Raw genomic sequence first — 23,041 nt, forward strand, 5'->3', positions numbered from 1 at the left:
CTACCTTGACAGTATTTTTAGACAAATGGTATAGTTAAGTGGCATAAGAGTGCGTTCTTTATGCGATGACTACGATTTGAGAAGGGATTGTGTTTTATGCAAGGCAAAGTCAAGTGGTTTAACGCGGAAAAAGGCTATGGCTTCATCGAGCGTGAGGGTGGCGAAGACGTATTCGTACACTACACCGCTATTCAAATGGAAGGCTTCAAGTCGCTGGAAGAAGGTCAAGAAGTTGAATTTGAAATCGTAGAGGGTTCCCGTGGACCACAGGCTGCAAACGTTGTGAAAAAGTAATTCGCTTTGGAAACAACGAATGTCCCGCTCCCTAGAGCTTGCTCTGGGGGGCTTTTTAATTTCCAAAAAAAAGAAAGTCAGGCCTAACGCAAGTTAACCTTTTTGAATAATATTACAATTCTGTGTGTGTTTATTTAAGATTTCCTTAATTTTCTTTTGTATTTTTGTAAAAAAAGAGGAGGGATTTCATCAAAATCGGGGAATAGAAGTAGTACAAAGCGGAAGGAGGATTTCTCTATGAGATATGTCATCCGTGGTCATAACCTTGAAGTAACAGATGCGTTGCATGAATTTGTGGAGCGGAAGCTGAGCCGCCTCGAAAGGTATTTTGAGGATGTCGGCGAGACTGAAGCCCACGCCGTTTTGGCTGTGATCAAAGATCAGCATCGGGTGGAAGTGACGATTCCCTTCCCTGGGGTGATTGTCCGTGCTGAAGAATCCAGCGAGGACATGTACGCATCCGTCGACTTAGTGGTTGAAAAGCTTGAGCGGCAGATCCGTAAGTATAAAACGCGGATTAACCGCAAAGCACGCCAGGATGTTAGCTTCCGCAGTGGTTACAAAGAGCATGCGCGGGAGATGGAAGCGGCTCCCGTGGCGGTGCAAGATGAGGAAGAGCTTGATCTCGTGCGAACAAAGCGTTTCGAGTTCAAGCCGATGGATGCGGAAGAAGCAATGCTTCAAATGGACATGCTTGGACACAACTTCTTCGTGTTCACCAACGCCGCATCCAACCAAGTGAATGTGATTTACAAAAGGAAAGATGGGAAATACGGGTTGATCGAACCTGAGTGATAAGAAAGCCCCCGCTATGAAGGCGGGGGCTTTTACTTTGCGCGCTTGAACCTAGGAAGTGGCATCAACTGCAAATGCTGGCAGCGCCCCCGTCTTCCCCAGCTTGAAGGCAACGACCCGATCGTTTTGGATGGCTCCTCACTGTTTTTTTGTTTGATAAGATGTCGTGGCGATTGTAGAAAAGTACCCGACCTGTGTTATGATAGCAAAGGACAGACAAAGATTCTCTCTATTCCGACTGGTGAGATGCAGGAGGTTTCAATTACATGAAAGTGTTGACTGTTGTGGGGGCGAGACCGCAATTCATCAAGGCGGCTCCCGTATCGCGCGTAATTCGCGAACGCGCGCAAGAGGTGCTGGTACATACCGGGCAACATTATGATAAATCGATGTCAGACGTTTTCTTTGAAGAGTTGCACATTCCTGTGCCGGAATACCATCTCCACGTCGGCTCCAAATCACATGGGGCCCAAACGGGGGAGATGCTGGCTAAAGTGGAAGAAGTCATCGTAAAAGAGAAGCCGGATTGCGTGTTGGTATATGGCGACACCAACTCCACCTTGGCAGGCGCGCTTGCAGCCAGCAAACTGCATATTCCCGTCGCCCATGTGGAAGCTGGCTTGCGCAGTTTCAATCGGCGGATGCCGGAAGAGATTAACCGCGTGTTGACGGACCATGTGTCTGAATGGCTGTTCTGCCCCACGCAGACGGCGGTGAACCACCTGCGCACGGAAGGCATCACCAAAGGCGTTCACTTGACCGGCGATGTGATGCTGGATGCGGTTCGTTATAACAGCCGCCTGGCCGATGAAAAATCGACGATCCTGTCCGACTTAGGTCTGGAAGCCGGTAGCTATGTGCTGATCACCTTGCATCGTGCAGAAAACACTGATGATCCGGCCCGACTCAGCCAAATCATCGGTGCCATCAACGAATTGCCGGTGCCGGCGGTATTGCCGCTCCATCCTCGTACCAAAGGCAAGCTGGCGCCGCTCGGCTTGGAAATCACCAATCCAAACGTGAAGCTGATTGAGCCAATCGGCTATCTGGATATGCTGCAATTGGAAGTGAACGCTAAGAAAATCTTGACCGATTCCGGCGGGGTGCAAAAAGAAGCGTTCTTCGCCAAAGTGCCTTGCATCACTATGCGCGACGAAACAGAATGGACCGAGACGGTCGAACTGGGCACCAATGTCTTGGTGGGTGCAGATCAAACCCGCATCTTGGAAGCAGTCAACGGATTTGAAGTCGATTTCTCCCAAGTGCACGAAGTGTTTGGCGATGGGCGCGCGGCTGAGAAGATCATGGATCAACTGCAAAAAGACTTGGGCAAATAAGCGAGGTGAACCGGCTCTTTCCGCAAGAGGGAAGGGGCCGGTTTTTTGTTGGATCGCTTGAGGTATGAGCGATCCCAAGCGGGAAATCATGTCATGAAGTGGGGAAGACGCTTATGAGTGGCGCGGCGAAATCTCGCTCCGCGCACCTGTCACGCCAATGTCAAACTTGACTATTTTTCAAAAGGGATACCCAAACCGAGACCATTTATGTTACAGTGTCACTAGTTTCTATTACGATGCTGTAACAAAGTGACAATAATATTACAATATACACAGTTTTTATGTTTTCGAGCCAAGCGTGCAGGTCCCAGATAGAAAGGCCGGGAAACGTTTTGGCTGTAGCAACCGCCTCGATGAGAGGCCTGAGATAGATTCAGCTATAATGGAGAAAATCGGTTGTACGAAAACATGACAGTGATCATAAATCGGAATGGATATAAGGAGACGTGAAGAAGTTGCGTATCTGGTTAGCCAATCATTATGCCGTTCCCCCGAATATTGCGGGAATTACGCGTCATTATGAACTGGCGCGCGAATGGGCGCAGGAGGAAGAGGCAGAAGTAACCCTGTTTTTGTCCAAATTTGTTCATCCGCGCCGCACATTTATCACAGAGGCTGAAAAAGAGGGAATCGAGAAGGTGAAAGGGCTGAAGTTGAATTGGCTTTGGTCTTTTCCCCACAAGCAGAACGATTTTCGCCGCATCATCAACATGGGAAGCTTTGCGGTTGTCTTCTTTTTAGCTGGTTTGTTGAAGAAAAAACCGGATGTGTTGATCGCTTCTTCGCCCCATTTGTTCACGGCTTTTGCGGGCTGGATGCTAGCTAAGCTAAAAGGTTGCCCGTTTGTGCTGGAAGTGCGCGACTTGTGGCCAGACTCCCTGATCAAGATGGGTGGATTGAACAACAAACATGTGGTCAAGTTGCTCACTTGGATGGAGTCGTTCCTGTATCGGAACGCGGACAAGATCATCGTCTTGACGGAGCATCAACGCACGTTTATCGCCGACAAGGGAATCGACCCGAACAAAATCGACTTGATCCCCAACGGGATTGTAGTGAGCTCTTGGCAGCCAAATCCGGAGAAGCGGACCGCTTTTCGGCGTAAGATGGGCGTGACCGAGGATCAATTTGTGGCTATTTACACCGGGGCGCACGGCCCGGCCAACGCATTGGAGTATGTGGTGAAAGCAGGGCGCCACTTGAAGCCGGATACAGCGATTGTCTTGATCGGGGACGGGCCTGAGAAGGAAAAATTGCAACAGATTAAGCAAGAAGAAGGGTTAGATAACATCCACCTGCTTGATCCGGTGCCCAAGTCGGAGATTTTCGACTACACCTATGCGGCCGATTGCGGGATCATTTCCTTGGCTGACAATGAGGTGTTCCGTGGGGCCCGACCCAACAAACTATTTGATTACACGTTTATCGGCTTGCCGATCATCTCCACTGTTGACGGGGAAGTGCGTGAGATCGTGGAGAAAAACCAAGTCGGGGTTTTTGCTGGGGCAGAGAATCCACAAGGGCTGGCTGAGGCGATTGAACGCGTGCGCTCATTCAGCGACCAAGAGCGGGAAGAGATTAAGCGGCGTGGACGGGAGTACATTGACCGCGAAGGGGACCGCAAAAAATTGGCCCATCGTTTCTACAATATCCTGAGAGAGTTGGTAAATCGCAAATAGGGGTGAAGCGGGCCCCGGTAAGCGGTCCGCCTCCTTTTTTATCACGGCGCAAGTGAAAAAGGTGCATAAATTTGATAAACTGATATGAGTAGCCTTTTGACAATGTCGGTGCCGAAAATGCGTTACATCATAAAAAAAACCAACTCTAAGTAGGAGATGATAAGGTGTTAGGTACCCTTAAGAAATTATTCGATCCACACGAACGGCAATTGAAGAAATTTTTCAGCATCGCGGATCACATTGACTCGCTGGAAGCAGAGTTTCAAGCATTGAGCGATGCGGAATTAAGAGGAAAAACGGATGAGTTCCGGACCCGACTGGAAAAAGGGGAGACGCTGGACGACCTTCTGCCAGAGGCGTTTGCCGTGGTGCGTGAAGCGGCGAAACGCGTGTTGAACATGCGCCATTTCCGCGTGCAGCTCGTGGGGGGAATGGTGCTTCACCAAGGAGACATCGCTGAGATGAAAACGGGGGAAGGGAAAACCCTCGTGTCCACTTTGCCCGCGTATTTGAACGCGTTGGAAGGCAAGGGTGTCCATATCGTTACCGTCAACGATTATCTGGCCAAGCGGGACAAAGAGTGGATGGGCCAGGTGTTTGAATTCCTGGGGTTGACTGTGGGCCTAAATTTGCCGATGATGTCGCCAGAGGAAAAGCGGGCCGCTTATCAAGCGGATATCACCTTCGGTACGAACAATGAGTTTGGCTTCGACTATCTGCGGGACAACATGGTGTTGTACAAGGAACAATTGACCCAGCGGGAGCTGAACTTCGCGATCATCGACGAGGTGGATAGCATCTTGATCGACGAAGCGCGGACGCCGCTCATTATCAGTGGGCAAGCCAACAAGGCGACCGACTTGTACTACACCGCCGACAACATCGTGCGTCGCTTGAAAGAAGGCGATGATTACACGATCGACATCAAGACCAAACAGGTATCGCTGACGGAAGACGGCGTGAAAAAAGTGGAGAACTTCCTCGGTGTCGACAACTTGTACGACATGAAGCACGTTACGTTGAACCATCACATTCAACAGGCATTGAAAGCGCATGCCATCATGAAGCGCGACGAAGATTATGTAGTGAATGAAGACGGCGTCGTGATCGTGGATGAATTTACAGGCCGTTTGATGTATGGCCGCCGCTACAGCGATGGGTTGCACCAGGCGATTGAAGCCAAAGAAGGGTTACAAGTGCAGCGTGAAAGCATGACGCTGGCCACCGTCACCCTGCAAAATTACTTCCGCCTGTACAAAAAGTTGTCTGGGATGACCGGTACGGCAAAGACGGAAGAAGAAGAGTTCCGCAAAATCTACAACATGGATGTTTATCAGATACCGACCAACCGCCCACAATTGCGCGAAGACTTGTCGGATGTGCTATACAAAACGGAAGAGGCCAAGTTTAACGCGGTGGTGGAAGAGATTGCTCAACGCCACGCCAAAGGGCAACCTGTGCTGGTAGGTACTGTCTCGATCGAAAAATCGGAGCGCCTGTCCCGGTTGCTGAAGAGACGCGGCATCCCGCATGAGGTGTTAAATGCGAAAAACCACGCCCGAGAAGCGGAGATTGTGGCGCAAGCCGGACAGCGTGGGGCGGTGACCATCGCCACCAACATGGCTGGCCGCGGAACGGACATCGTGCTGGGAGAAGGTGTGGCCGAACTGGGTGGTTTGCACATCATCGGAACCGAGCGACATGAGAGCCGGCGGATCGATAACCAGTTGCGTGGACGTTCGGGACGCCAAGGCGATCCAGGTTCCTCCCAGTTTTACCTCTCCTTGTCGGATGATCTGATGCGCCGCTTCGGTGGGGAAAACCTTGAAAGCATGCTGGAGCGGTTGGGGTTGCCTGAAGACCAGCCCATCGAAGGCAAAATGTTCTCCCGTGCGGTGGCCAATGCGCAACGCAAGGTGGAGGCCAACAACTTTGACGCCCGTCGTTGGGTGTTGCAGTATGACGATGTCTTGAATCAACAGCGGGAAGTAATTTATAAGCAACGCCGCGAAGTGTTGGAAAGCGACGACCTCAAGGATGTCGTGCTCAACATGGCCAAAGCGGCGATTGAGAACATCGTGCAAGTCCACACCTCCGAGGACTTGGAAGAGGAATGGAATCTCGAGGCGATTGTGGAGTATGCCAACAATAACCTACTGCCCGAAGGTCGCCTGACAGAAGAAGATTTGGAAGGCAAAGATCCGTCGGAGATGGTGGACGACATCTTTGAAGAAGTGAAGAAATACTACCAAGAACGCCAGGAGGAACTGGGGAACGAGCGCTTGCAGGAGTTTTCCAAAGTGGTGATTCTGCGCGCTGTCGACCGGAAGTGGATGGATCACATCGACGCGATGGAACAATTGCGCCAAGGGATCCACTTGCGCGCGTACGGGCAAGACAATCCGCTTCGCGCTTACCAGTTTGAAGGCTTCGCCATGTTTGAGGCGATGATTCAAGAAATCCAAGAAGAGATTGTCAAGTATGTGATGAAATCAGTTATCGCGGAAGAAGAAGAGTTGGAGCGCGAAGAAGTCGCTGTCAATCCGACCGCCGTTTCCGGCAGTTCCGAGCAGGAAGCGGATGCGCCGAAAAAGGAGCCCATTCGCCGGGCGGATAAAGTGGGCCGCAATGACCCATGCCCTTGCGGAAGCGGCAAAAAGTACAAAAACTGTTGCTTGAAAAATGGATAAGTCGTGACTGTCGGGCAACGAAAGGTAGGGAGTCCCTCCCTGCCTTTTTAAAGTGAGAGGTTTGGCGATATAATAGGCATAAACAGTCAGTCGAGGTGACGTGAAAAATGGAAATGAGTGAAATCAAACAACAGCTAGCGACTACAGCCAAGCGTTTGGCGGACATCAGGGGGTCTCTTTGACCTCGATCAAAAAAAGGCGCGCTTGAGTGAACTGGAAGAGCAAATGGCTTCGCCTACCTTCTGGGACAATCAAGAAGAGGCGCAAAAAGTGATCGATGAGATGAAGCATCTCAAAGATCAGATTGAAGTGATGACGGGGTTGGAAGAGAGTCAGGAAGAGTGCCAGCTGATGCTCGAACTGATGAACGAGGAAGGCGAAGACGCCGGCTTGCAGGAGGAGTTGGCCAAAGCGGTGCGCTCCTTGTCCAAAGAGATTGATGCGTTTGAGCTGGCGCTGATGCTGAGCGAGCCGTATGACCGCAACTCGGCTATCCTGGAACTCCATCCCGGCGCAGGGGGGACCGAATCTCAAGACTGGGCGGAAATGCTGTTGCGCATGTATACCCGTTGGGCTGAGCGGAGCGGTTACAAAGTGGAAACGTTGGACTACCTGCCTGGGGAGGAAGCAGGTGTCAAAAGCGTGACGCTTCTGATCAAAGGGGTTAACGCCTATGGCTACCTCAAGGCGGAAAAAGGGGTACACCGGCTTGTGCGCATCTCGCCATTTGACGCTTCGGGTCGCAGACACACCTCCTTCGTGTCTTGCAATGTGATGCCTGAAATTGATAATGATGTGGAGATTGAGGTGCGTCCCGACGAGTTGAAAATAGACACTTATCGCTCCAGTGGCGCGGGTGGACAGCACGTTAACACCACCGATTCGGCGGTCCGCATCACGCACATTCCCACCGGGGTCGTCGTGACGTGCCAATCAGAGCGCTCCCAGATCAAGAACCGGGAAAAAGCGATGAAAATCCTGAAGGCCCGTCTCTATGAGCGCAAGTTGGAAGAGCAACAGAAAGAGATGCAAGCACTGAAAGGGGAACAGACGGAGATTGGCTGGGGGAACCAGATTCGCTCATACGTCTTCCACCCTTACAGCTTGGTCAAAGACCACCGCACGCAAACGGAAGTCGGCAATGTGCAGGCAGTGATGGATGGAGAGATCAATGCGTTCATCGAAGCATACCTGCGCCAGATGATGAACAAAAAGGGGTAAGAAGGAAAAATCGGCGCACGCCTAGAATGGGTTGTCAAGATGTGCGACAAACGGCGCGGTATCATGCCATGGGCGGCCGTGTCAATAAGCTCCCAACGGCATAAGGTTAGGACATCACCGTTTGAGATGGAGGGGAACCAACGTGACCAACTGGAAGCATATTGTGTGTGATCAAGGGGAAGGATGGGCTCAGCTGACCCTGTCTCGCCCTAAAGTGTTGAATGCGTTGAGCCGAGAAGTGTTGACGGAGTTGGATACCGCAATCGATTGGGTGGAGCGCAATGACGCGGTGCGTGTGTTGATCATCACCGGTGCGGGAGACAAGGCGTTTGTGGCGGGTGCCGACATCACCGAATTGAACCAGATCGAAAGCAGTGAGGAAGCGGAGCGGACGGCGCTCCTCGGACAAAGGGTATTTGCCCGGTTGGAAGAGCTGGATAAGCCAGTCATCATGGCGATCAACGGATTTGCCCTTGGCGGTGGCATGGAGTTGGCGATGTGCGGGGACATTCTCTTGGCTAGCGAAAAGGCCAAATTCGGCCAGCCGGAGATCAATCTGGGCGTCATTCCCGGTTATGGGGGAACGCAACGGCTCAGCCGTTTGGTCGGCAGGCAGATGGCGAAATACCTCTGTATGACAGGGATCATGCTGACTGCAGATGAAGCGGCCCGTTGCGGACTGGTGCAAAAAGTGGTGCCGCCAGAGGCGCTACTAGAGGAAGCGAAGCGTTTGGCTGAAACATTGGCGAAGAAAGCGCCCATTGCTCTCAAATACATCAAAAAAGCCATTCATCATGGGGTCGACATCGATCTTCCGTCCGGACTCAGATTAGAAGCTTCTTATTTTGGGTTGACGTTTGACACAGTCGACCGCAAAGAGGGGATGGACGCGTTCCTTAACAAGCGGGAGCCCCGTTTTACAGGAAAATAAGCTTCGCCGCGGCCGGCTTACATCGCCGGTCTTTTACGTTGTATCCATTAGGGCGTGTCTGGCCAATCAAGTTGGTGGGGAAGAAGCGGTGGAAAAACCTTTTCTCGAGGAGCGCCGATGCACAAGTGAAGCGAAGGAGAAATTGGTTTTGGAGCCGCTGGCCTATTCATCAGACACGCCCTAGACTGAGGCGGGCCTAGCAATTGAAGCCGACATCGGCGAGGTAGTAGGTTAGAATGAATCAGGCACGCCCTAATGGGAGTCTTCATGGGGACAAAGGAGGTTGAGTGATGGATATGATAATGATTGGCGGGGGCGCCGTCGTCTTGGTGGTGGCAGTGATCATCATCGTGAGCGTCATCGTCGGGAAGAAAAGAAAGCAAGAAGTGGAGGAGCTCGAAAAGATGTTTCCGGGTGGAAGCATGTCGAGCGATAACATAAAAATCAGCGTGGAAAAAGTACGCCGGACAACCATGGAGCGGGAACGCCGTAAGAAACAGCGAATTCACCGAGAAAGACCCAAAGAAGGGCAGAAGACGTTACCATATGAGGATCAAGAAATTATTTATCGTGATGATATACAGGGTGGAGAGTTAAACAAAGAAGTTAACGATTCGCAGGGTGAAAAAGAGACTGTTTCTGAGTCTAAGCGTTCTAGCCGCACGCGTTCCAACCTCTTCAAATCGCGTGGCAAGAAACAAGCAGACGATCTGGATCAAACCCAGGCGCAGGAAGCGGAGACGGCGCTGGATGGCGAAGGGGACAAAACGCTTGCCGTGCGCAAAAAGACCCGGAAAACATCGCGCGAGATGCCGGTCGTTGAAAATGAGCCGGCTGCCGAAGAAAATACCGACGCAGCCAAGAGTCGGCGTTTGTACAAGCGCAGTTTGTTGAAAGCGTCGGACGAGAACCGGGAAACCTCGCAGATCCCAAAAGCCAGCTTGATCGACACGCAGATGTATGTCGGGGAAGATGAACAGAAAGAGGAGCAAAAGCCCACCTTGTCCCGCTCGCAAGCGAAAGGCGGGCGCAACTGGTTTAAAAAATAGGCAGAGGTGATCACGCATGATGAAGAGCAAACAGCGGATGATTCTTCTCTCGGGAGTGAGCGCAATCGCCCTCGTGGTATCCGGTTGCGGCGGTAATAGCGCCAAACAAGAGCCGACTCAGTCCAAAGAGGCGCAAGCGAACTTGACAGCGGACAAAATCTATGCAAACAACTGTGCATCCTGCCACGGAGGCAATCTTCAAGGAGGGTTTGGACCGAGCCTGGAGAAAATCGGTAGCAAACTGAAGAAAGAGCAGATTGTGGAAATCATGCAAAAAGGCAAGGGCAGCATGCCTTCGCAAGGACATATCTCCAGCCAGGATCAAGAGAAATTGGCGGCTTGGTTGGCAGAGAAAAAGTGACGCTTCATCTATCGGGATGACCAAAAAGAACATGGGAAGTGAAGAGCGGTGGACGCACAAACCTGTGTGATTCATCGCTCTTTTTTTTATGCAATGCATTGAATAAAAATAAATATAGATGTATAATAATGCAAAACGATCCAATGGCATGTGATAAGTGATGGGGAGGCTAGTGATGAAAACAGCGGTTATCGGTTCGACGGGGTATGGCGGGGCGGAGTTGATTCGGCTAATCGAAGGGCATCCGCATTTGGAACTGGCGATGCTGATTTCCACTTCACAGGCGGGAGATGCATTGTCCCAGGCTTATCCACATTTGCGACATCTCGCCTACACTTTTCAGGAGCTTGATATCGCACAGATCGGCCAGGAGGCTGAGCTGGTGTTTTTGGCGACACCGCCCGGTGTGAGCGGAGAATTAACTCCTCAGTTGCGGGCGCAAGGGAAGTTGGTTATTGACCTGTCGGGGGATTTCCGCCTGAAAGACGGACGGAGCTATGAGGATTGGTACAACCGAAAAGCGGCGCCAGACAAGTGGCTTGCCGAAGCGGTGTACGGACTTCCGGAATGGTTTGCAGAAGAGATTCGTACCGCTGATCTGATCGCCAATCCCGGTTGTTATCCGACGGCGACGCTGCTGGGCTTGCTTCCCCTGCTTCAGCATCGGATGATTGACCAGCGGGCTTTGGTGATCGATGCCAAGTCGGGTGTGACCGGCGCAGGGCGCAAGGTGGATCAGTCATTGCTTTTTAGTGAAGTGAATGAGAATCTACGCCCATACAAAGTGGATGGACACCAGCATATCCCTGAGATTGAGCAAGCGGCTGAACGGCTTGCGGGTGCAGAAGTGCGGGTGCGGTTTGTTCCGCATTTGGTGCCGATGAACCGGGGGATCTTGGTTAGTCTCTATGCACCGATGTTGCATAAATATACGACAACAGAGGTGCTTCACATGTATGAGGAAGTGTATGAGGACGCGCCATTTGTTCGCATCGTGGAGTCTGGCTGGCCGTCGACCAAAGCGGTACAAGGTAGCAACTTTTGCGATATCGGTGTCCATGTGGATGAACGGACGGGGTGGATCACGGTCTTGTCTGTGATCGACAATCTGATGAAAGGCGCAGCGGGGCAAGCGGTTCAAAACGCTAATCTGCGGATGGGTTGGGCTGCCACAGCCGGATTGATGCAGTCGCCGCTGTTTCCATAAAAAGGGGGAGCGAAGATGGGGAAAGAATCAGGGGTTTTGTCACCTGCATTCACAGTGCAAAAGGGAGCGTGCATCACTTCGCCCAAAGGGTTTAAAGCGGCAGGGATGCATGTGGGTATCAAACGCAAGCGGCCCGATTTGGGAGCAATCGTATGCGAACGGGAAGCGACGGCTGCCGCTGTATATACAGTCAATGCCTTTCAGGCGGCGCCGATCCAAGTAACCCAAGATAGTTTGGGAGTGTCCGGGAAATTGCGAGGTGTGGTCGTCAACAGCGGCAACGCCAATGCCTGCACTGGACGGCAAGGGATGATGGATGCCTATGCGATGCGGGCGAAGCTGGCCGAAGAACTTGCCTGTCCGCAAAGCATGGTGGCGGTAGCTTCGACCGGTGTTATTGGTGTATTGATGCCGATGAACAAGGTGATTCAGGGCATTGAAGCGCTGGTACCGAAGTTAAAAGCGCCAGACACTTCGTTTGCGGAAGCGATCTTGACGACTGACACATGCACGAAGCAAGTGGAAGTGAGCGTGGAGATTGAGGGCAAACCGGTGACCATTGCAGGGGTGGCCAAAGGCTCCGGCATGATTAAGCCCAATATGGCCACCATGCTGGCGTTTATCACTACCGATGCGGTGATTGAACCGGAGATTCTCCAATCTTTGCTGTGGAAGACCACTGATCAGACATTCAACATGATCACAGTCGATGGGGATACAAGCACCAACGACATGGTTTTGGTGATGGCAAGTGGGGAAGCCGGGCATGCTCCCCTCGACATGCACCATGCTGATTGGTCCAAATTCCAACAAGCGTTTCAGTATGTCTGCCAAGAGTTAGCCAAGATGATCGCCCGTGACGGAGAAGGGGCGACGCGCTTGATCGAGGTCGTGGTTGAAGGGGCGATCCACGAACAGGAAGCGCAAAACATCGCCAAAGCGGTGGTCGGTTCCAGCCTGGTGAAGACGGCGGTGTTTGGCGCTGACCCCAATTGGGGGCGAATTGTGTGCGCGGCTGGTTACGGCGAGCCTTCTTTGCGACCGGAATCAATCGATGTTTACCTGGGACACGTGCAAGTGATTGGGGGAGGCATGCCGTTGCTATTTGATGAAGAACAGGCGCGCGAGGAGTTGAACCAGGAGAAAGTAATCATCCGCGTCAATCTGCATCGGGGCCAGGCCACGGCGACGGCGTGGGGATGTGATTTGACATATGAATACGTGCGCATCAATGCCAGCTACCGCACGTAACGGGAAGGAGAGGCTGATGGAACAGCTGATTGTGCTAAAAGTGGGAGGCAGTGTTCTGGAACGGATTCATCCGGCGTTTTTTGCCCAATGTTTTGACGCATGGCGCGCAGGAACGCAAGTGGTCATCGTTCATGGCGGCGGCCCGATGATATCGCGATTGATGGAAAAGCAAGGGAAAAAGCCCTTGTTCATCGAGGGGCGGCGCGTGACCGATGAAGAGACGTTGTCGCTGGTGCAGATGGCTTTGTCCGGACATGTGAACAAGCAATTGGTGACGCAACTGATCAACCAACAAGTGGCGGCCATTGGCATAAGCGGGGTGGACTTAGAGCTGTTGAAGGCGGAACCCGCGGCCCCTGAGTTGGGTTATGTCGGCCGTGTCACCGACGTGAATGTGGAGGCGCTCGATCATGTGCTTAAGCAAGGCTGGATGCCAGTCATCGCCTCTGTGGGAGTGGATGGAGATGGTCAAGTGTACAACATCAACGCGGATGAGGCTGCGGCGGCGATTGCTGTTGCTATGTGTGCCGACCAGCTGATTTTATTAAGTGACGTTGACGGCATCCAAATCGGTGGCCAATTGCTCCAGGAAGCAGACCCCGCGACCATAGAACAGGGGATTGCGGACGGGGCGATCACGGGAGGCATGATTCCGAAAGCGAGGTCGGCTTTGCAATCGCTGGCGCAAGGGATTCCCGAAGTGCGTATTGTGAACGGCGCTCATGCCAATGGGTTTAAACAGGGTGCGGGTACCCGCATCGTCAATCAAGAGGTGATCGACCATGGGATTGTTTCCGACGTATCTCCAGCATGAGATTCACTTCGTTGATGGAACTGGCGCCGTGTTGGTGGATGAGTCTGGCAAGGAATATCTCGACTTTGCCTCTGGGATCGGCGTGGTGAACTTAGGTCACCGACACCCGCGGATTGAGCAAGCCCTCATCACTCAGGCGCAAGGAATCTGGCACACGTCCAATTTGTTTGCCAGTTCCTTGCAACAGGAAGTGGCGAACCTCTTGTGCAAGATGAGTGGATTGGGTGCCGTCTTTTTCGCCAACAGTGGGGCGGAAGCCAATGAAGCGGCGATTAAGTTCGCCCGCCGTTGGGCCAAGATGGTGAAAATCATTCAGGAGCCGGAAATCATCACTTTTCAGCGCTCATTCCACGGACGGACATTGGCGACGTTGACGGCGACCGGGCAAGACAAAGTGAAAGATGGTTTCTCCCCATTGCCGGCGGGATTTCGCATTTTGCCGTACGGGGACATTCAGGCGGTCAAGCAAGCCACAGGAGCGACGACGGCGGCGGTGCTTTTGGAGCTGGTGCAAGGGGAAGGAGGCGTTCGACCGGCTGATCCAGCGTTTGTCCAAGCGTTGGCGGCTTGGTGTCGGGAGAAAAACATCTTGTTGATGATTGATGAGGTGCAAACTGGCATGGGCCGGACAGGGCATTGGTTCGCCTATCAAAAGTACGGGATTGAGCCAGATGTGGTCACTTTGGCCAAGGGATTGGGCAACGGTTTCCCTGTAGGGGCGATGCTAGCCAAAGCAGCTTGGAAAGAAGTATTGGGACCTGGATCACATGGGACGACATTTGGTGGTGGTCGTTTGGCGATGGCGGTGGCTCGAGCCGTGTTGGAAGAGTTGTCGCAACCATCCATGATGGCTGAAATACGGGATAAAGGTACATGGCTTAGACAACTGTTGGAGAAAGAGCTGCGCGGATTAACAAGCGTACAGGAAATCCGCGGCGAAGGGCTGATGTTAGGGATAGAGCTGAACACTTCGGCCGGCCCGGTGGTTAAATCGCTGTTGGAGCAAGGATTGGTCACGCTGGTGGCCGGGGAGAACGTCTTGCGCTTGTTGCCGCCCTTGGTGGTAACGCACGGCCAAATTGTCCGTGCCGTTTCGTTGATTAAAGAAGTGGTGCAGGAATGGGAATGGACGGCCCCGGTTCCAGCCGACTAGCGCATGCCGGATTCACCGATGGCGGCTGAAACCGTTTTTCCATGGCCGCTTCCGGGTGAGGGGAGCGTTCATGGAAATGGGCCGGCGAAGAACGAAATCGAAAGGGCTGAGGAAACATGATCGAAGCGCCTTTGGCGACGGAATGGACAGATAAGGATTTCATCGGTTTGGCCAATTGGGGGCCTGAGGAGGCGGAAGCGTTTTTGCAGCATGCCCTGCAATTGAAGGCCGACAAAGCGGAGTGGGTGAAGAAAGCCCCGTTGCAAGGAAAAAATTTGGGTATGATCTTTGATAAGCCGTCGACCCGGACGCGCATTTCGTTTGAAGTGGGCATGGCTCAATTGGGTGGTCACGCGCTGAATCTCCATCGACAAGAGTTGCAATTGGGGCGGGGAGAGACGATAGAGGATACGGCCCGCGTGCTGTCGCGGTATGTGGATGCGATTTTGATCCGCACCCATAGCCACGACTTGGTTACCCAATTGGCAGAAGCGGCGGACATTCCAGTGATCAACGGGTTAACGGAGCGGGAGCATCCCTGTCAAGCTTTGGCGGACATCATGACCCTGGCTGAGTGCAAAGGGGAGTTGGCCGGCCGTATTTGTTGCTATGTAGGAGACGGCAACAATGTGTTGCATTCGTTGATGCACATCGCGGCGCTGACCGGCATGCATCTGTCCATTTCCACGCCGAAAGGCTATGAACCCAGTCCGGCGATCTGGCAAGAAGCGGAGGCCATCGCCCGCGTCACTGGTTCTACCTTCTCCTTCAGTTATGATCCGGCGCAATCGGTCAAAGACGCCGATGCTGTGTACACGGACGTGTGGGCGAGCATGGGGCAAGAAGAGGAGAAGGAGCAACGGGCGCAGGCATTTGCTGGGTACCAGGTCAACCAGGAGCTGATGAGCCGCGCGAAACCAGATGCGATTTTCATGCACTGCTTGCCCGCTTATCGCGGCTTGGAAGTAAGCGCCGACGTAATCGACGGCCCGCAATCGGTGGTATTCCAGCAAGCGGAAAACCGCCTGCACGCACAACAGGCCTTGTTGCTCGGTTTGTTGTTATCATCATCGTGAGCCCCGGCCGGACGCTTCAAAAAACAGAGCCCGGGGCTGATATACGTACAATCTCGCTGGCCAATTGGCCGGCTTTTTTCTTTGTGGCGAGTTGGCAACCAGAGGATTAATCAAGACAAAAATGGGGAAAAGTCATCGAAAGAAATGAAGGGTGAAACGAAGCATAGTTTTCTATTTCGTCACTCTTTTCATGATCTGGTTTAATATAATGAAGATATCGAACAGATCGTGATGATGAGCCAGCATCTGGTTGAGAGCAAAGGAGTTAACGCGTGATGTCTTATCAAATAGGAATAGAGCTCTCCGCCTCTTTTTTCAAACTGGTGGAAGTGAAAAAACGACGAAAATCCATGGAACTACAACAGATGGTGGTTCATCCTTTGCCTAGCATTTGGGCCAGAGAGCCGTACTTCCTGGAACGTGAAGAATTGATCCAAACCATACAGGAGGCCTTGCTGGGGCGGCGATTGCACACGGAGCGCGTTCGTATCGGCATCAATTGCCGGGAAGTGATTTTCAAAAGGTTGATGGTGCCGGAAATGCGGAAACGGCAATACCGCACTTACATCAAAGAGCAACTGATTCCTCTGTTGGAGCTTCCGTTTCCCGATCCGGTGTTTGACTATCAGCTCATCGATCATGTGTGGGCGGATGGGGATCGCCAAGAGATCATGTTGGCTCTGATGTCCCGCTCGTACAGGGATGCACTGGTACGATGCTTCCGCTTTTGCGGCTTAGATCCGGTGCAGATTGATATCGCTCCTTTCTGCCTCTATCGCTGGTCCAATGCTTATCGTGGACTCATCGCCCCGCAGTCGCTGATTTTGCAAATTTCCAAACTGGGTGTGGAAGCGAGCTTTTTCAGCGACAATCAATTGATCGACACCCAAGTGTTTTCCCTGCCGGTGGCGGATTATATGGAGGGAGAGGATCGACCGCACCCCAATCCGCTTCATCCTCTGTTAGAGAGTGAGGAAGAGATCAATGCGTATGGTGAAGCATTGCTGGCCAAGCTGTACGGACTGATGGATGAGAAGAAGCAGCGGATGTTTGCGTGTCCGCAAGCGGAATGGGTGCTGGCGGGCGAGGGATTGGATATGTTTTTATTGGAACATTGGCTAGAGCAGAACCAATTGGCCAAAGTCACCCAAGCCCCAGCGGCGGAGCTAGTCATGTCCGAAGCGCTAAAAGAGAAAGCGTTGCGCTTTGTGGGAAGCTCGCTTGCTGTCCCGCTCGGCTTGATGGTAGGCGAGAAGGAGGGGATGGGACGATGAATTTTTTGCCGCCCCAACCGCTGTCCCGCCGCTTTTTTTTCTGGTGGCTGAGTTTGATTTTGTTGGTCGTGGGAGCTGGGATCGGCGGTGTTTTATACTTTGATCGGGTGCTGGAGAAGAAAGTGACCCGCATAGAAGACGCCGTGATTGAAAAGCGGCGCGCTGTCAGCGAAGCAATGCTAGAAGAAAGCAAAGAACAGAAGTTTTACGACAAGTACCAAGCGTTTTTCACCTACCGCGACACCATTGAACGTGCTGAGGGGAAACGCCAAGCTTGGAAAGAAGCGGCGGAAGCCATTGTCACTACCATGCCCGCGGGTGCTCGGCTGTTTCAGTTGCAAGGGCTGGGCAATCGGCTGGATGGCTGGGCTTTGTTTCCCTCCATGCAAGAAGCGTCCGACTTTGTGAGCAAGCTGGCGCAAGAAGAGAACGAACATTTCAGCGAAGGCTGGATCGATTGTGTCGGCGATCAATGCGCTGCGGCCAAAGTGAAAAAAGAAGCGGATAAAAATCAAGTCATTGTGCGGTTTCACTTCGCTCTGCAAAAGGAAAAAGAAAGTGTTCCGCTATCGCAAGGAGGTGACTGACCATCCGGCAACCCATCCCCCCAAAACGCTGGAAGTCGGGGAAAACATTGAGCTTTCTCTGGTGCCTGGGGTTGGTCGGCTTACTCGGGCTGGCTTACCATCAATTGCAACCGGACTATCTGGAGTACCAGCAACTGAAGCAAGAAGGCGAACGGCTGACGAGAAATTTGAAGCGGTATGAAAAATATACTGCTTCCACTTACCAGTTGCCGATCGAACCTTCACAGGCAGAGTTGGCCGGATTGGAAAAAAAGGTCCCCGTCATGCAAAACCAGCCGGATTATGTGGTCCAGTTGGAACAAGCCGTCAATACGGCGGGCGCATCCTGGAAAAAAATAGAGCTGCTCGATGATATCAGCGAGCTGTTCAAGTCTCCCGCCCAAGCGAAGGACTCGCCGGCGATTCCGCCTGATACGGATGTGGTGAACGAACAATTAGGTATCGTTTCGTCCGAAGCCCTGCGGCCAATCTGGATTAAGCTAGAGGTTCAAGCCACCCAGAACCAATTCACCAACTTGTTGCACCAACTGCAACAAGGGGAACGCCTCGCCACCGTTGTCGGTTGGAATTATCAATGGACAGATGACACCAAAGCCGAGCCAGGCGTCGTGTATCTGGCACTGTACTCGTATCAGGATGAAAGAGTAAAGCAGCATCTAAAATAGCGAAACCCCTCATCAAAGGAGAGATGAGGGGTTTTATCCATATGGAAAAGAAAATGTCGCTATGGATGGAACACTGAAAAAGATAGAAGGGAGTATTTAGAATGAATGCGGGTAGATACAAGTATAGGTGCTGGACAAGGATTGATTCAGAAAGAGAATCCTGCAGTTCAGATCAAGGCAACGGCCAATGGGAAGTTATTTAAAATGACTCATACGTGTTGTGAATAAGATGCTAGGGTACTGATGGGCTAGTGTTTCCTGTTCCCTGGTATTGTTCGATTCGGGTTTCCCTTGTCAAAAAAACGAACCATTTTACGAATAGGATAGATAACTAGTTTATTTAGCATGTTTCCTCATAAGTATGATAGAATCCACGTCTTTTGCAATTAGGGGAGGAATGTGGGAGAACAGTGGAAAGGGGAACCGTCAACATGAAATGGATGGGTTGGACCGCGGTAGGGTTGGTGATGGCTGCACTCGCTTATGGGGTGGGGATGCAGCTGCCGAAACCAATGCCGTTTCCCGGGTATGTGATTATCATCGGGTTGGTGGTGATTGTGGTGATGTTTGCCGCGCTCCGATTTGGGACAGCGCTGGCGCGGCGCGAACGTGAGGAGGAGAAAGACGGAGCCGGTTGAGTTTACCAGGATCGTGGAGGATTGTCGGTCAGCGCCGGCATGAGTGGACGGGATGACCAGCCCGCCTGCATTGTTCAAGTGTCGGCTTGGAAATGTAGGCGGGCTTTGCTTTGATGCGAACAAGATGGTGCGACAAGTGGGGCAGACAGCATTTGAATGTGAACATATGTTCGTATATAATGAATATTAAACAACTCTTTTGTCCAAACAGGAGAGAGCAGAAGAAGAGGGGCCTACGTATGCATAAGGCCCCTGGCTCGGATGATCCCAATCAATGATGCGGATAGGTATGACGTTGGAAAGATGAGCTTGTCACGATAAATCAGCGGTGAAATCAGAAGTGTTGTCAGGGTTTAGCAGCATGTGCTAGCTTATTCATCTTGGGAGTGATCAGAATGGTAGGTCATCTTGAAGACAGCAATGCCAATGCAAAAACAACCCACTGCCACAGCGAAGTCCCAAAAGATGATCCGGGCGTGGATGTTGAGAGCCTGTGTGCGTTATTGTTGGAGACAAAACTCTTAACGCAAAAGGAAATCGACGAATTGATCCGCATTCAGCAGAGAATGCGCGGGTTGACCTGAACAGAATGTGTAAGAAGCTTCTGCTTTTCTATTTGTTGCCAATCAATCGATCCAAAATGGCGATGAGGATTTCCCTTATCTGGGTTTGATCTGCTTCGGGAATCGCCTTCCCTCCCCAAGTGAGGGGTTTTTCGGCCAGGGCCTGTCGCACCTCGCGTAGGTCGATGTGCGACTGAGAACGGAAGTCAGGGGAGGGACTGTCGGTGTGACCCAACAGGTAATCCACGGAGACGGAGAAGTGAGCAGCCAGCTGTTTGAGCTGGCTGGTGTCCGGCTCGTACTGGTTCCGTTCCCATCTGGAGATGGTAGCGGTGTCTACATCCAGGTGATTAGCGATGTCACCTTGCGTTTTTTTGTGTTTTTTTCTTAATTCCCTCAATCGTTCTCCTAACATACTCATGCTTAACACCCCGGTATTTTGTCATGCACAATCTAGTTTATATTTGCATTATCTACAATTTATTGTATCATCCCTGAACCGTAATTGGTATATGTAAATCGGTTTTTTTACTTATTATGCAAAAAAAGCCGTTATTTTTTTCGTTTTTGTATTTACATTTGCACTAAATGCAAATATACTTAAATTAAATAATTGCATTTAGTGCAAATAGGTGTTGCTGATGCGGACAGGCTGGGTGAAGGCGGATTGATGCCGCAACCAGCTGTTGGGGTTGATTTGGCACATATTTGGCACCTTGGTAGGACAAGTTCGGATTAATATGAAGGTAGAACGCCACTTATGGAAAAAGGGAGGATGGCGGTATGGGGAAGGCGCAAGGCACATTATATGACGTATTGTCTTACTTGGCAGTGTGTTATGATGTGGAGCTGGTGGGCGAGTACGTGAACTTGAAGACGTTGTCCAGCCGGATTGAGGCGTTGGGTTCAAAAGGGAAAACGGATGAATTTATCGCGACCGTCAAAGCGTTGGCCGAGGAGAGGGCCGAATGAGGGGGAAACAACACAACCAATAGGCGGGCCCACTGGATATGTTGTTTCGGTTTGCTTTATTTCCCCTCTGACTGCTTTAGCTTTTTTTTGATGATGAATTCAAAGGATTGTTTCAGGAAGGCAATGTCTTCTTCATCAAGGGTGATGTGATCGTATACAAAGATCCCATCAGCTAAAAAAGCTTTAACATCTTTTACTTTTCCCGAGTCATAAAGGTATTCTTCCCTTCCCAGCAGGTAGTCCATGGATACCTCATAGTAGTCGGCGAATTTCTGGATGAGGTCAAATGGGGGTTTGCGATAATCTCGTTCATAATTGGATATGGATTGATTGGGAATGCCCAAAGCCTGGGCCAGTTCGATCTGGCTCAATTTCCTTGATTCCCTGAGCAGGCGCAAGCGCTCTCCTAAGGTCATGGCTATCTCCTCCATCTAGGGTAGATTGTATCGGTGGCTTCGCTTATCTCCGATTTGTTTTTATTCTATTATATATTCTTCACTTAGTATAATCAAATAGGAGATAAAATAATTAATAATAAACGAAATGAAAAATAATATCAGCTTTTATATCTCCTTTTAGGAGAATATTGTTGTATAATTATTCATATAGAAAAATAGTGGTGCAGTTAAGGAAAGGCTGAATGATGAAGTCTTATTTGGATCAGCGCAGTCTAACGTGTTACGCCCGTGAACGCGGTGAAGGGTGTGCCTTATGCGGAATTGGCCAAGAAAGTGGACAGGTCGTCGATTTGGTTTTCAGTGAAGAGCTAAACCAGCTTGTTTATCTGGTGTGTGTGTGGAAAGAGAGGTAACGGTAATGGATACCGAAGAGCAGGAAATATGGGCCGTAGCCGCCGAGTTTAACCTCGTTTAACAGGAGGGAAAGAAATGAACGTGACGATATCGCCGGACATCATGCAACAATGCAAAGAATGGGATATTAATTGCTTTCAACTTTGCTTGTTGATTTGGATCAAATCGTTGGAGCAGGAGCAAGAGGGAATGCGTCATTTTAACCAACGGGAAGTGGCTGCTAAACTGGGGGTGAGCCGGGAAACGGTCAATAAGAACCTGGCCGTGCTGCTTAAGAAAAAGTTGATCAAGAAGGTAAACGATCATCCGCATTTCACTGAGTTCGCGTGTATAAAAGAGGTATTGGAACCAAAAGGGAGATCATAGCAGACAAGCGCTCTTTTTTTGCTTATTTATTCTCCTTTGGGGAGAAATTGGTTTTTATGATTTCCTGTTTCGTTGATCACCGTGGAGTCAGCCTGCGAGCACAATAATGAGGTGAGGTGCGTTTCTATGCGAAAAATGGTTGATACGTCTGCTCATACCGAACAGATGGAGTGGAAAAAGGTGTTGAAATGCTTAGAAAAAATGTTGTACGAGTATCCCTTGCTCAAAATTTCGTTGGAGAATGAGCGGGAATTGGAGCAGGAAGGGTTGTCCAACCTATTACCTTCCATAACTTCTTCTTATGAACATCGGACAAGCAAAGGTTATTCAGAATACCAGTCATCCACCGAGAAGTATGCGCTGTTGCGGGCGGCGAAGCAAATGAAGCTTCGACAGGTGGAGCGGGCGCTGGAGGTTTTGAACATGGAGGAAAAGGCCATTATTGAGGAAAAATACTTTAATCCGATGCGGCATTTTGACAGTTACATTTATGACAAGCTTGGTTTTTCCAAATCGACTTATCAACGCTTGAAAAAATCGGCGTTGAAAAAGCTAGCGGTCGCATTGAACATCATGTGAAGAATAGGGAGGTCCAGCCTCCCTTTTTTCATGCGGGTTGTACGGGCGGGCTTGTGAGGAACGCCGCTATGCGGAAAAAGTGAATCATGTTTGAACCATCGTTGGCACCTTAGGTGGGGAGGCTTGTGTTATCTTTAATACAAGGGATCGTGTCCCTTAAGTAGCCTCCACCGACAGAGAAATGAAATGGAAAGCTCCGATCTGGTTGATCGGAGCTTTTTTCATGCGCGGTGGCGCAAGCTGTTTGCAAGTATGATGGGTAGAAAGGGCGGGGATAGAAAGAAGGTGGTACACAATGACTGACCGATCAAAAGCCGGACGACCAACGAAGTTGACCCCGGCGTTGCAGGAGAAGATCGTCACAGTGATCCGTGGGGGCAATTATATTGAGACGGCTGCCGCCTACGCAGGCATTTCCAAACAGACGCTATACAATTGGCTCCGCAGAGGGGCACGACAAAAGTCCGGGCAATATCGGGAGTTTGCCCTTGCTGTGGAACAGGCGCTGGCGGAAGCGGAAATGCGAGATTTGGCGTTGATCGAACAAGCGGCCCGCGACGGGAAGTGGCAAGCGGCCGCCTGGCGTCTGGAGCGGCGTTTCCCCAAACGCTGGGGCCGGCAGGATTATTTGGATCTTCTCATGCAGGAGCGGCAGACGCAGGTGCAAGCGAAAAAGAAACAGATTAAGGTGCAGTTAAGCCCGTCGGCGGCAGAGGGGGAGTGAGGC

Annotated in this window: 26 protein-coding genes; 24 read left to right on the plus strand and 2 right to left on the minus strand. The window is 51.3% G+C overall.

Annotation, left to right across the window (positions count from 1 at the left end; translation table 11 throughout):
• The first annotated feature begins 96 nt into the window (after positions 1 to 96).
• From cspD to QQZ12_RS12045, 19 genes are all read left to right on the plus strand, one after another.
• Positions 97 to 294, plus strand: a complete 198-nt coding sequence (gene cspD, locus QQZ12_RS11955; protein WP_029071979.1) for a cold-shock protein CspD — start codon at positions 97 to 99, stop codon at positions 292 to 294.
• A gap of 237 nt (positions 295 to 531) precedes the next feature.
• A complete protein-coding gene (gene hpf / locus QQZ12_RS11960; protein ID WP_102993599.1) occupies positions 532 to 1,089 on the plus strand; it encodes a ribosome hibernation-promoting factor, HPF/YfiA family in 558 nt (185 codons plus the stop codon).
• Positions 1,090 to 1,355: 266 nt separating this feature from the next.
• Positions 1,356 to 2,426 (plus strand): non-hydrolyzing UDP-N-acetylglucosamine 2-epimerase, encoded by a 1,071-nt coding sequence (gene wecB, locus QQZ12_RS11965; RefSeq protein ID WP_102993598.1) that lies wholly within the window; start codon positions 1,356 to 1,358, stop codon positions 2,424 to 2,426.
• A 455-nt stretch (positions 2,427 to 2,881) separates the two neighbouring features.
• Positions 2,882 to 4,105 carry a glycosyltransferase family 4 protein gene (locus QQZ12_RS11970; RefSeq protein ID WP_181352808.1) on the plus strand — a complete coding sequence of 408 codons (1,224 nt, stop codon included), beginning with the start codon at positions 2,882 to 2,884 and terminating at the stop codon, positions 4,103 to 4,105.
• Between the two features lie 164 nt (positions 4,106 to 4,269).
• The gene (secA, locus tag QQZ12_RS11975; RefSeq protein ID WP_284724470.1) at positions 4,270 to 6,795 is read left to right on the plus strand and encodes a preprotein translocase subunit SecA; all 2,526 of its coding nucleotides are present in this window, start codon (positions 4,270 to 4,272) and stop codon (positions 6,793 to 6,795) included.
• Positions 6,796 to 6,902: 107 nt separating this feature from the next.
• Positions 6,903 to 8,016, plus strand: a protein-coding gene (gene prfB / locus QQZ12_RS11980) for a peptide chain release factor 2 (RefSeq protein ID WP_102993595.1) whose coding sequence is annotated in 2 segments (ribosomal slippage) — positions 6,903 to 6,974 and positions 6,976 to 8,016 — 1,113 coding nt in all. Because the reading frame shifts where the segments join, the coding sequence is not laid out codon by codon here.
• A 142-nt stretch (positions 8,017 to 8,158) separates the two neighbouring features.
• Positions 8,159 to 8,947, plus strand: coding sequence for an enoyl-CoA hydratase-related protein (locus QQZ12_RS11985; protein ID WP_284724471.1), 789 nt, complete (start codon positions 8,159 to 8,161; stop codon positions 8,945 to 8,947).
• A gap of 290 nt (positions 8,948 to 9,237) precedes the next feature.
• Positions 9,238 to 9,996, plus strand: a complete 759-nt coding sequence (locus QQZ12_RS11990) for a hypothetical protein (RefSeq protein ID WP_102993593.1) — start codon at positions 9,238 to 9,240, stop codon at positions 9,994 to 9,996.
• A 16-nt stretch (positions 9,997 to 10,012) separates the two neighbouring features.
• Positions 10,013 to 10,357, plus strand: a complete 345-nt coding sequence (locus QQZ12_RS11995; RefSeq protein WP_102993592.1) for a c-type cytochrome — start codon at positions 10,013 to 10,015, stop codon at positions 10,355 to 10,357.
• A 175-nt stretch (positions 10,358 to 10,532) separates the two neighbouring features.
• Positions 10,533 to 11,564: an N-acetyl-gamma-glutamyl-phosphate reductase gene (argC, locus tag QQZ12_RS12000; RefSeq protein WP_102993591.1), complete on the plus strand. Its 1,032-nt coding sequence runs from the start codon at positions 10,533 to 10,535 to the stop codon at positions 11,562 to 11,564.
• A 15-nt stretch (positions 11,565 to 11,579) separates the two neighbouring features.
• Complete coding sequence (gene argJ / locus QQZ12_RS12005; RefSeq protein WP_102993590.1) at positions 11,580 to 12,815, plus strand: bifunctional glutamate N-acetyltransferase/amino-acid acetyltransferase ArgJ; 1,236 nt, start codon at positions 11,580 to 11,582, stop codon at positions 12,813 to 12,815.
• A 16-nt stretch (positions 12,816 to 12,831) separates the two neighbouring features.
• A complete protein-coding gene (gene argB / locus QQZ12_RS12010; protein WP_181352807.1) occupies positions 12,832 to 13,629 on the plus strand; it encodes an acetylglutamate kinase in 798 nt (265 codons plus the stop codon).
• Positions 13,598 to 14,782, plus strand: coding sequence for an acetylornithine transaminase (argD, locus tag QQZ12_RS12015; protein WP_102993588.1), 1,185 nt, complete (start codon positions 13,598 to 13,600; stop codon positions 14,780 to 14,782). Before argB ends, argD begins: the two co-directional genes overlap by 32 nt.
• Positions 14,783 to 14,898: 116 nt before the next feature.
• Complete coding sequence (gene argF / locus QQZ12_RS12020; RefSeq protein ID WP_284724472.1) at positions 14,899 to 15,858, plus strand: ornithine carbamoyltransferase; 960 nt, start codon at positions 14,899 to 14,901, stop codon at positions 15,856 to 15,858.
• Positions 15,859 to 16,133: 275 nt separating this feature from the next.
• Positions 16,134 to 17,132 (plus strand): type IV pilus biogenesis protein PilM, encoded by a 999-nt coding sequence (gene pilM / locus QQZ12_RS12025; protein WP_102993586.1) that lies wholly within the window; start codon positions 16,134 to 16,136, stop codon positions 17,130 to 17,132.
• Complete coding sequence (locus QQZ12_RS12030) at positions 17,129 to 17,719, plus strand: hypothetical protein (RefSeq protein WP_102993585.1); 591 nt, start codon at positions 17,129 to 17,131, stop codon at positions 17,717 to 17,719. The genes pilM and QQZ12_RS12030 overlap by 4 nt, the downstream gene beginning before the upstream one ends.
• A 47-nt stretch (positions 17,720 to 17,766) precedes the next feature.
• Positions 17,767 to 18,384 carry a hypothetical protein gene (locus QQZ12_RS12035; protein WP_102993584.1) on the plus strand — a complete coding sequence of 206 codons (618 nt, stop codon included), beginning with the start codon at positions 17,767 to 17,769 and terminating at the stop codon, positions 18,382 to 18,384.
• A 431-nt stretch (positions 18,385 to 18,815) separates the two neighbouring features.
• Positions 18,816 to 19,022 (plus strand): hypothetical protein, encoded by a 207-nt coding sequence (locus QQZ12_RS12040; RefSeq protein ID WP_106341767.1) that lies wholly within the window; start codon positions 18,816 to 18,818, stop codon positions 19,020 to 19,022.
• A 395-nt stretch (positions 19,023 to 19,417) separates the two neighbouring features.
• Positions 19,418 to 19,606: a hypothetical protein gene (locus QQZ12_RS12045; protein ID WP_102993582.1), complete on the plus strand. Its 189-nt coding sequence runs from the start codon at positions 19,418 to 19,420 to the stop codon at positions 19,604 to 19,606.
• A gap of 28 nt (positions 19,607 to 19,634) precedes the next feature.
• Here QQZ12_RS12045 and QQZ12_RS12050 read toward each other — a convergent pair whose 3' ends face one another.
• Complete coding sequence (locus QQZ12_RS12050) at positions 19,635 to 20,006, minus strand: helix-turn-helix domain-containing protein (RefSeq protein ID WP_102993581.1); 372 nt, start codon at positions 20,004 to 20,006, stop codon at positions 19,635 to 19,637.
• 362 nt (positions 20,007 to 20,368) lie between these two features.
• Between QQZ12_RS12050 and QQZ12_RS12055 the strand changes: the two genes are divergently transcribed.
• Positions 20,369 to 20,557 (plus strand): hypothetical protein, encoded by a 189-nt coding sequence (locus tag QQZ12_RS12055; RefSeq protein ID WP_022737462.1) that lies wholly within the window; start codon positions 20,369 to 20,371, stop codon positions 20,555 to 20,557.
• 56 nt (positions 20,558 to 20,613) lie between these two features.
• Here the strand turns inward: QQZ12_RS12055 and QQZ12_RS12060 are convergent, their stop codons facing one another.
• Positions 20,614 to 20,973 (minus strand): helix-turn-helix domain-containing protein, encoded by a 360-nt coding sequence (locus QQZ12_RS12060; RefSeq protein WP_029071984.1) that lies wholly within the window; start codon positions 20,971 to 20,973, stop codon positions 20,614 to 20,616.
• Positions 20,974 to 21,197: 224 nt separating this feature from the next.
• Between QQZ12_RS12060 and QQZ12_RS12065 the strand changes: the two genes are divergently transcribed.
• From QQZ12_RS12065 to QQZ12_RS12080, 4 genes are all read left to right on the plus strand, one after another.
• Positions 21,198 to 21,368 (plus strand): hypothetical protein, encoded by a 171-nt coding sequence (locus QQZ12_RS12065; RefSeq protein ID WP_284724473.1) that lies wholly within the window; start codon positions 21,198 to 21,200, stop codon positions 21,366 to 21,368.
• A 76-nt stretch (positions 21,369 to 21,444) separates the two neighbouring features.
• Positions 21,445 to 21,735 carry a hypothetical protein gene (locus tag QQZ12_RS12070; RefSeq protein WP_102993580.1) on the plus strand — a complete coding sequence of 97 codons (291 nt, stop codon included), beginning with the start codon at positions 21,445 to 21,447 and terminating at the stop codon, positions 21,733 to 21,735.
• A 126-nt stretch (positions 21,736 to 21,861) separates the two neighbouring features.
• A complete protein-coding gene (locus tag QQZ12_RS12075; protein ID WP_102993579.1) occupies positions 21,862 to 22,314 on the plus strand; it encodes an ArpU family phage packaging/lysis transcriptional regulator in 453 nt (150 codons plus the stop codon).
• A 295-nt stretch (positions 22,315 to 22,609) separates the two neighbouring features.
• Positions 22,610 to 23,038, plus strand: a complete 429-nt coding sequence (locus tag QQZ12_RS12080; RefSeq protein ID WP_054095781.1) for a hypothetical protein — start codon at positions 22,610 to 22,612, stop codon at positions 23,036 to 23,038.
• The last annotated feature ends 3 nt before the right edge of the window (positions 23,039 to 23,041 follow it).

Source organism: Laceyella tengchongensis, from assembly GCF_900182735.1.
GTDB lineage: Bacteria > Bacillota > Bacilli > Thermoactinomycetales > Thermoactinomycetaceae > Laceyella > Laceyella tengchongensis.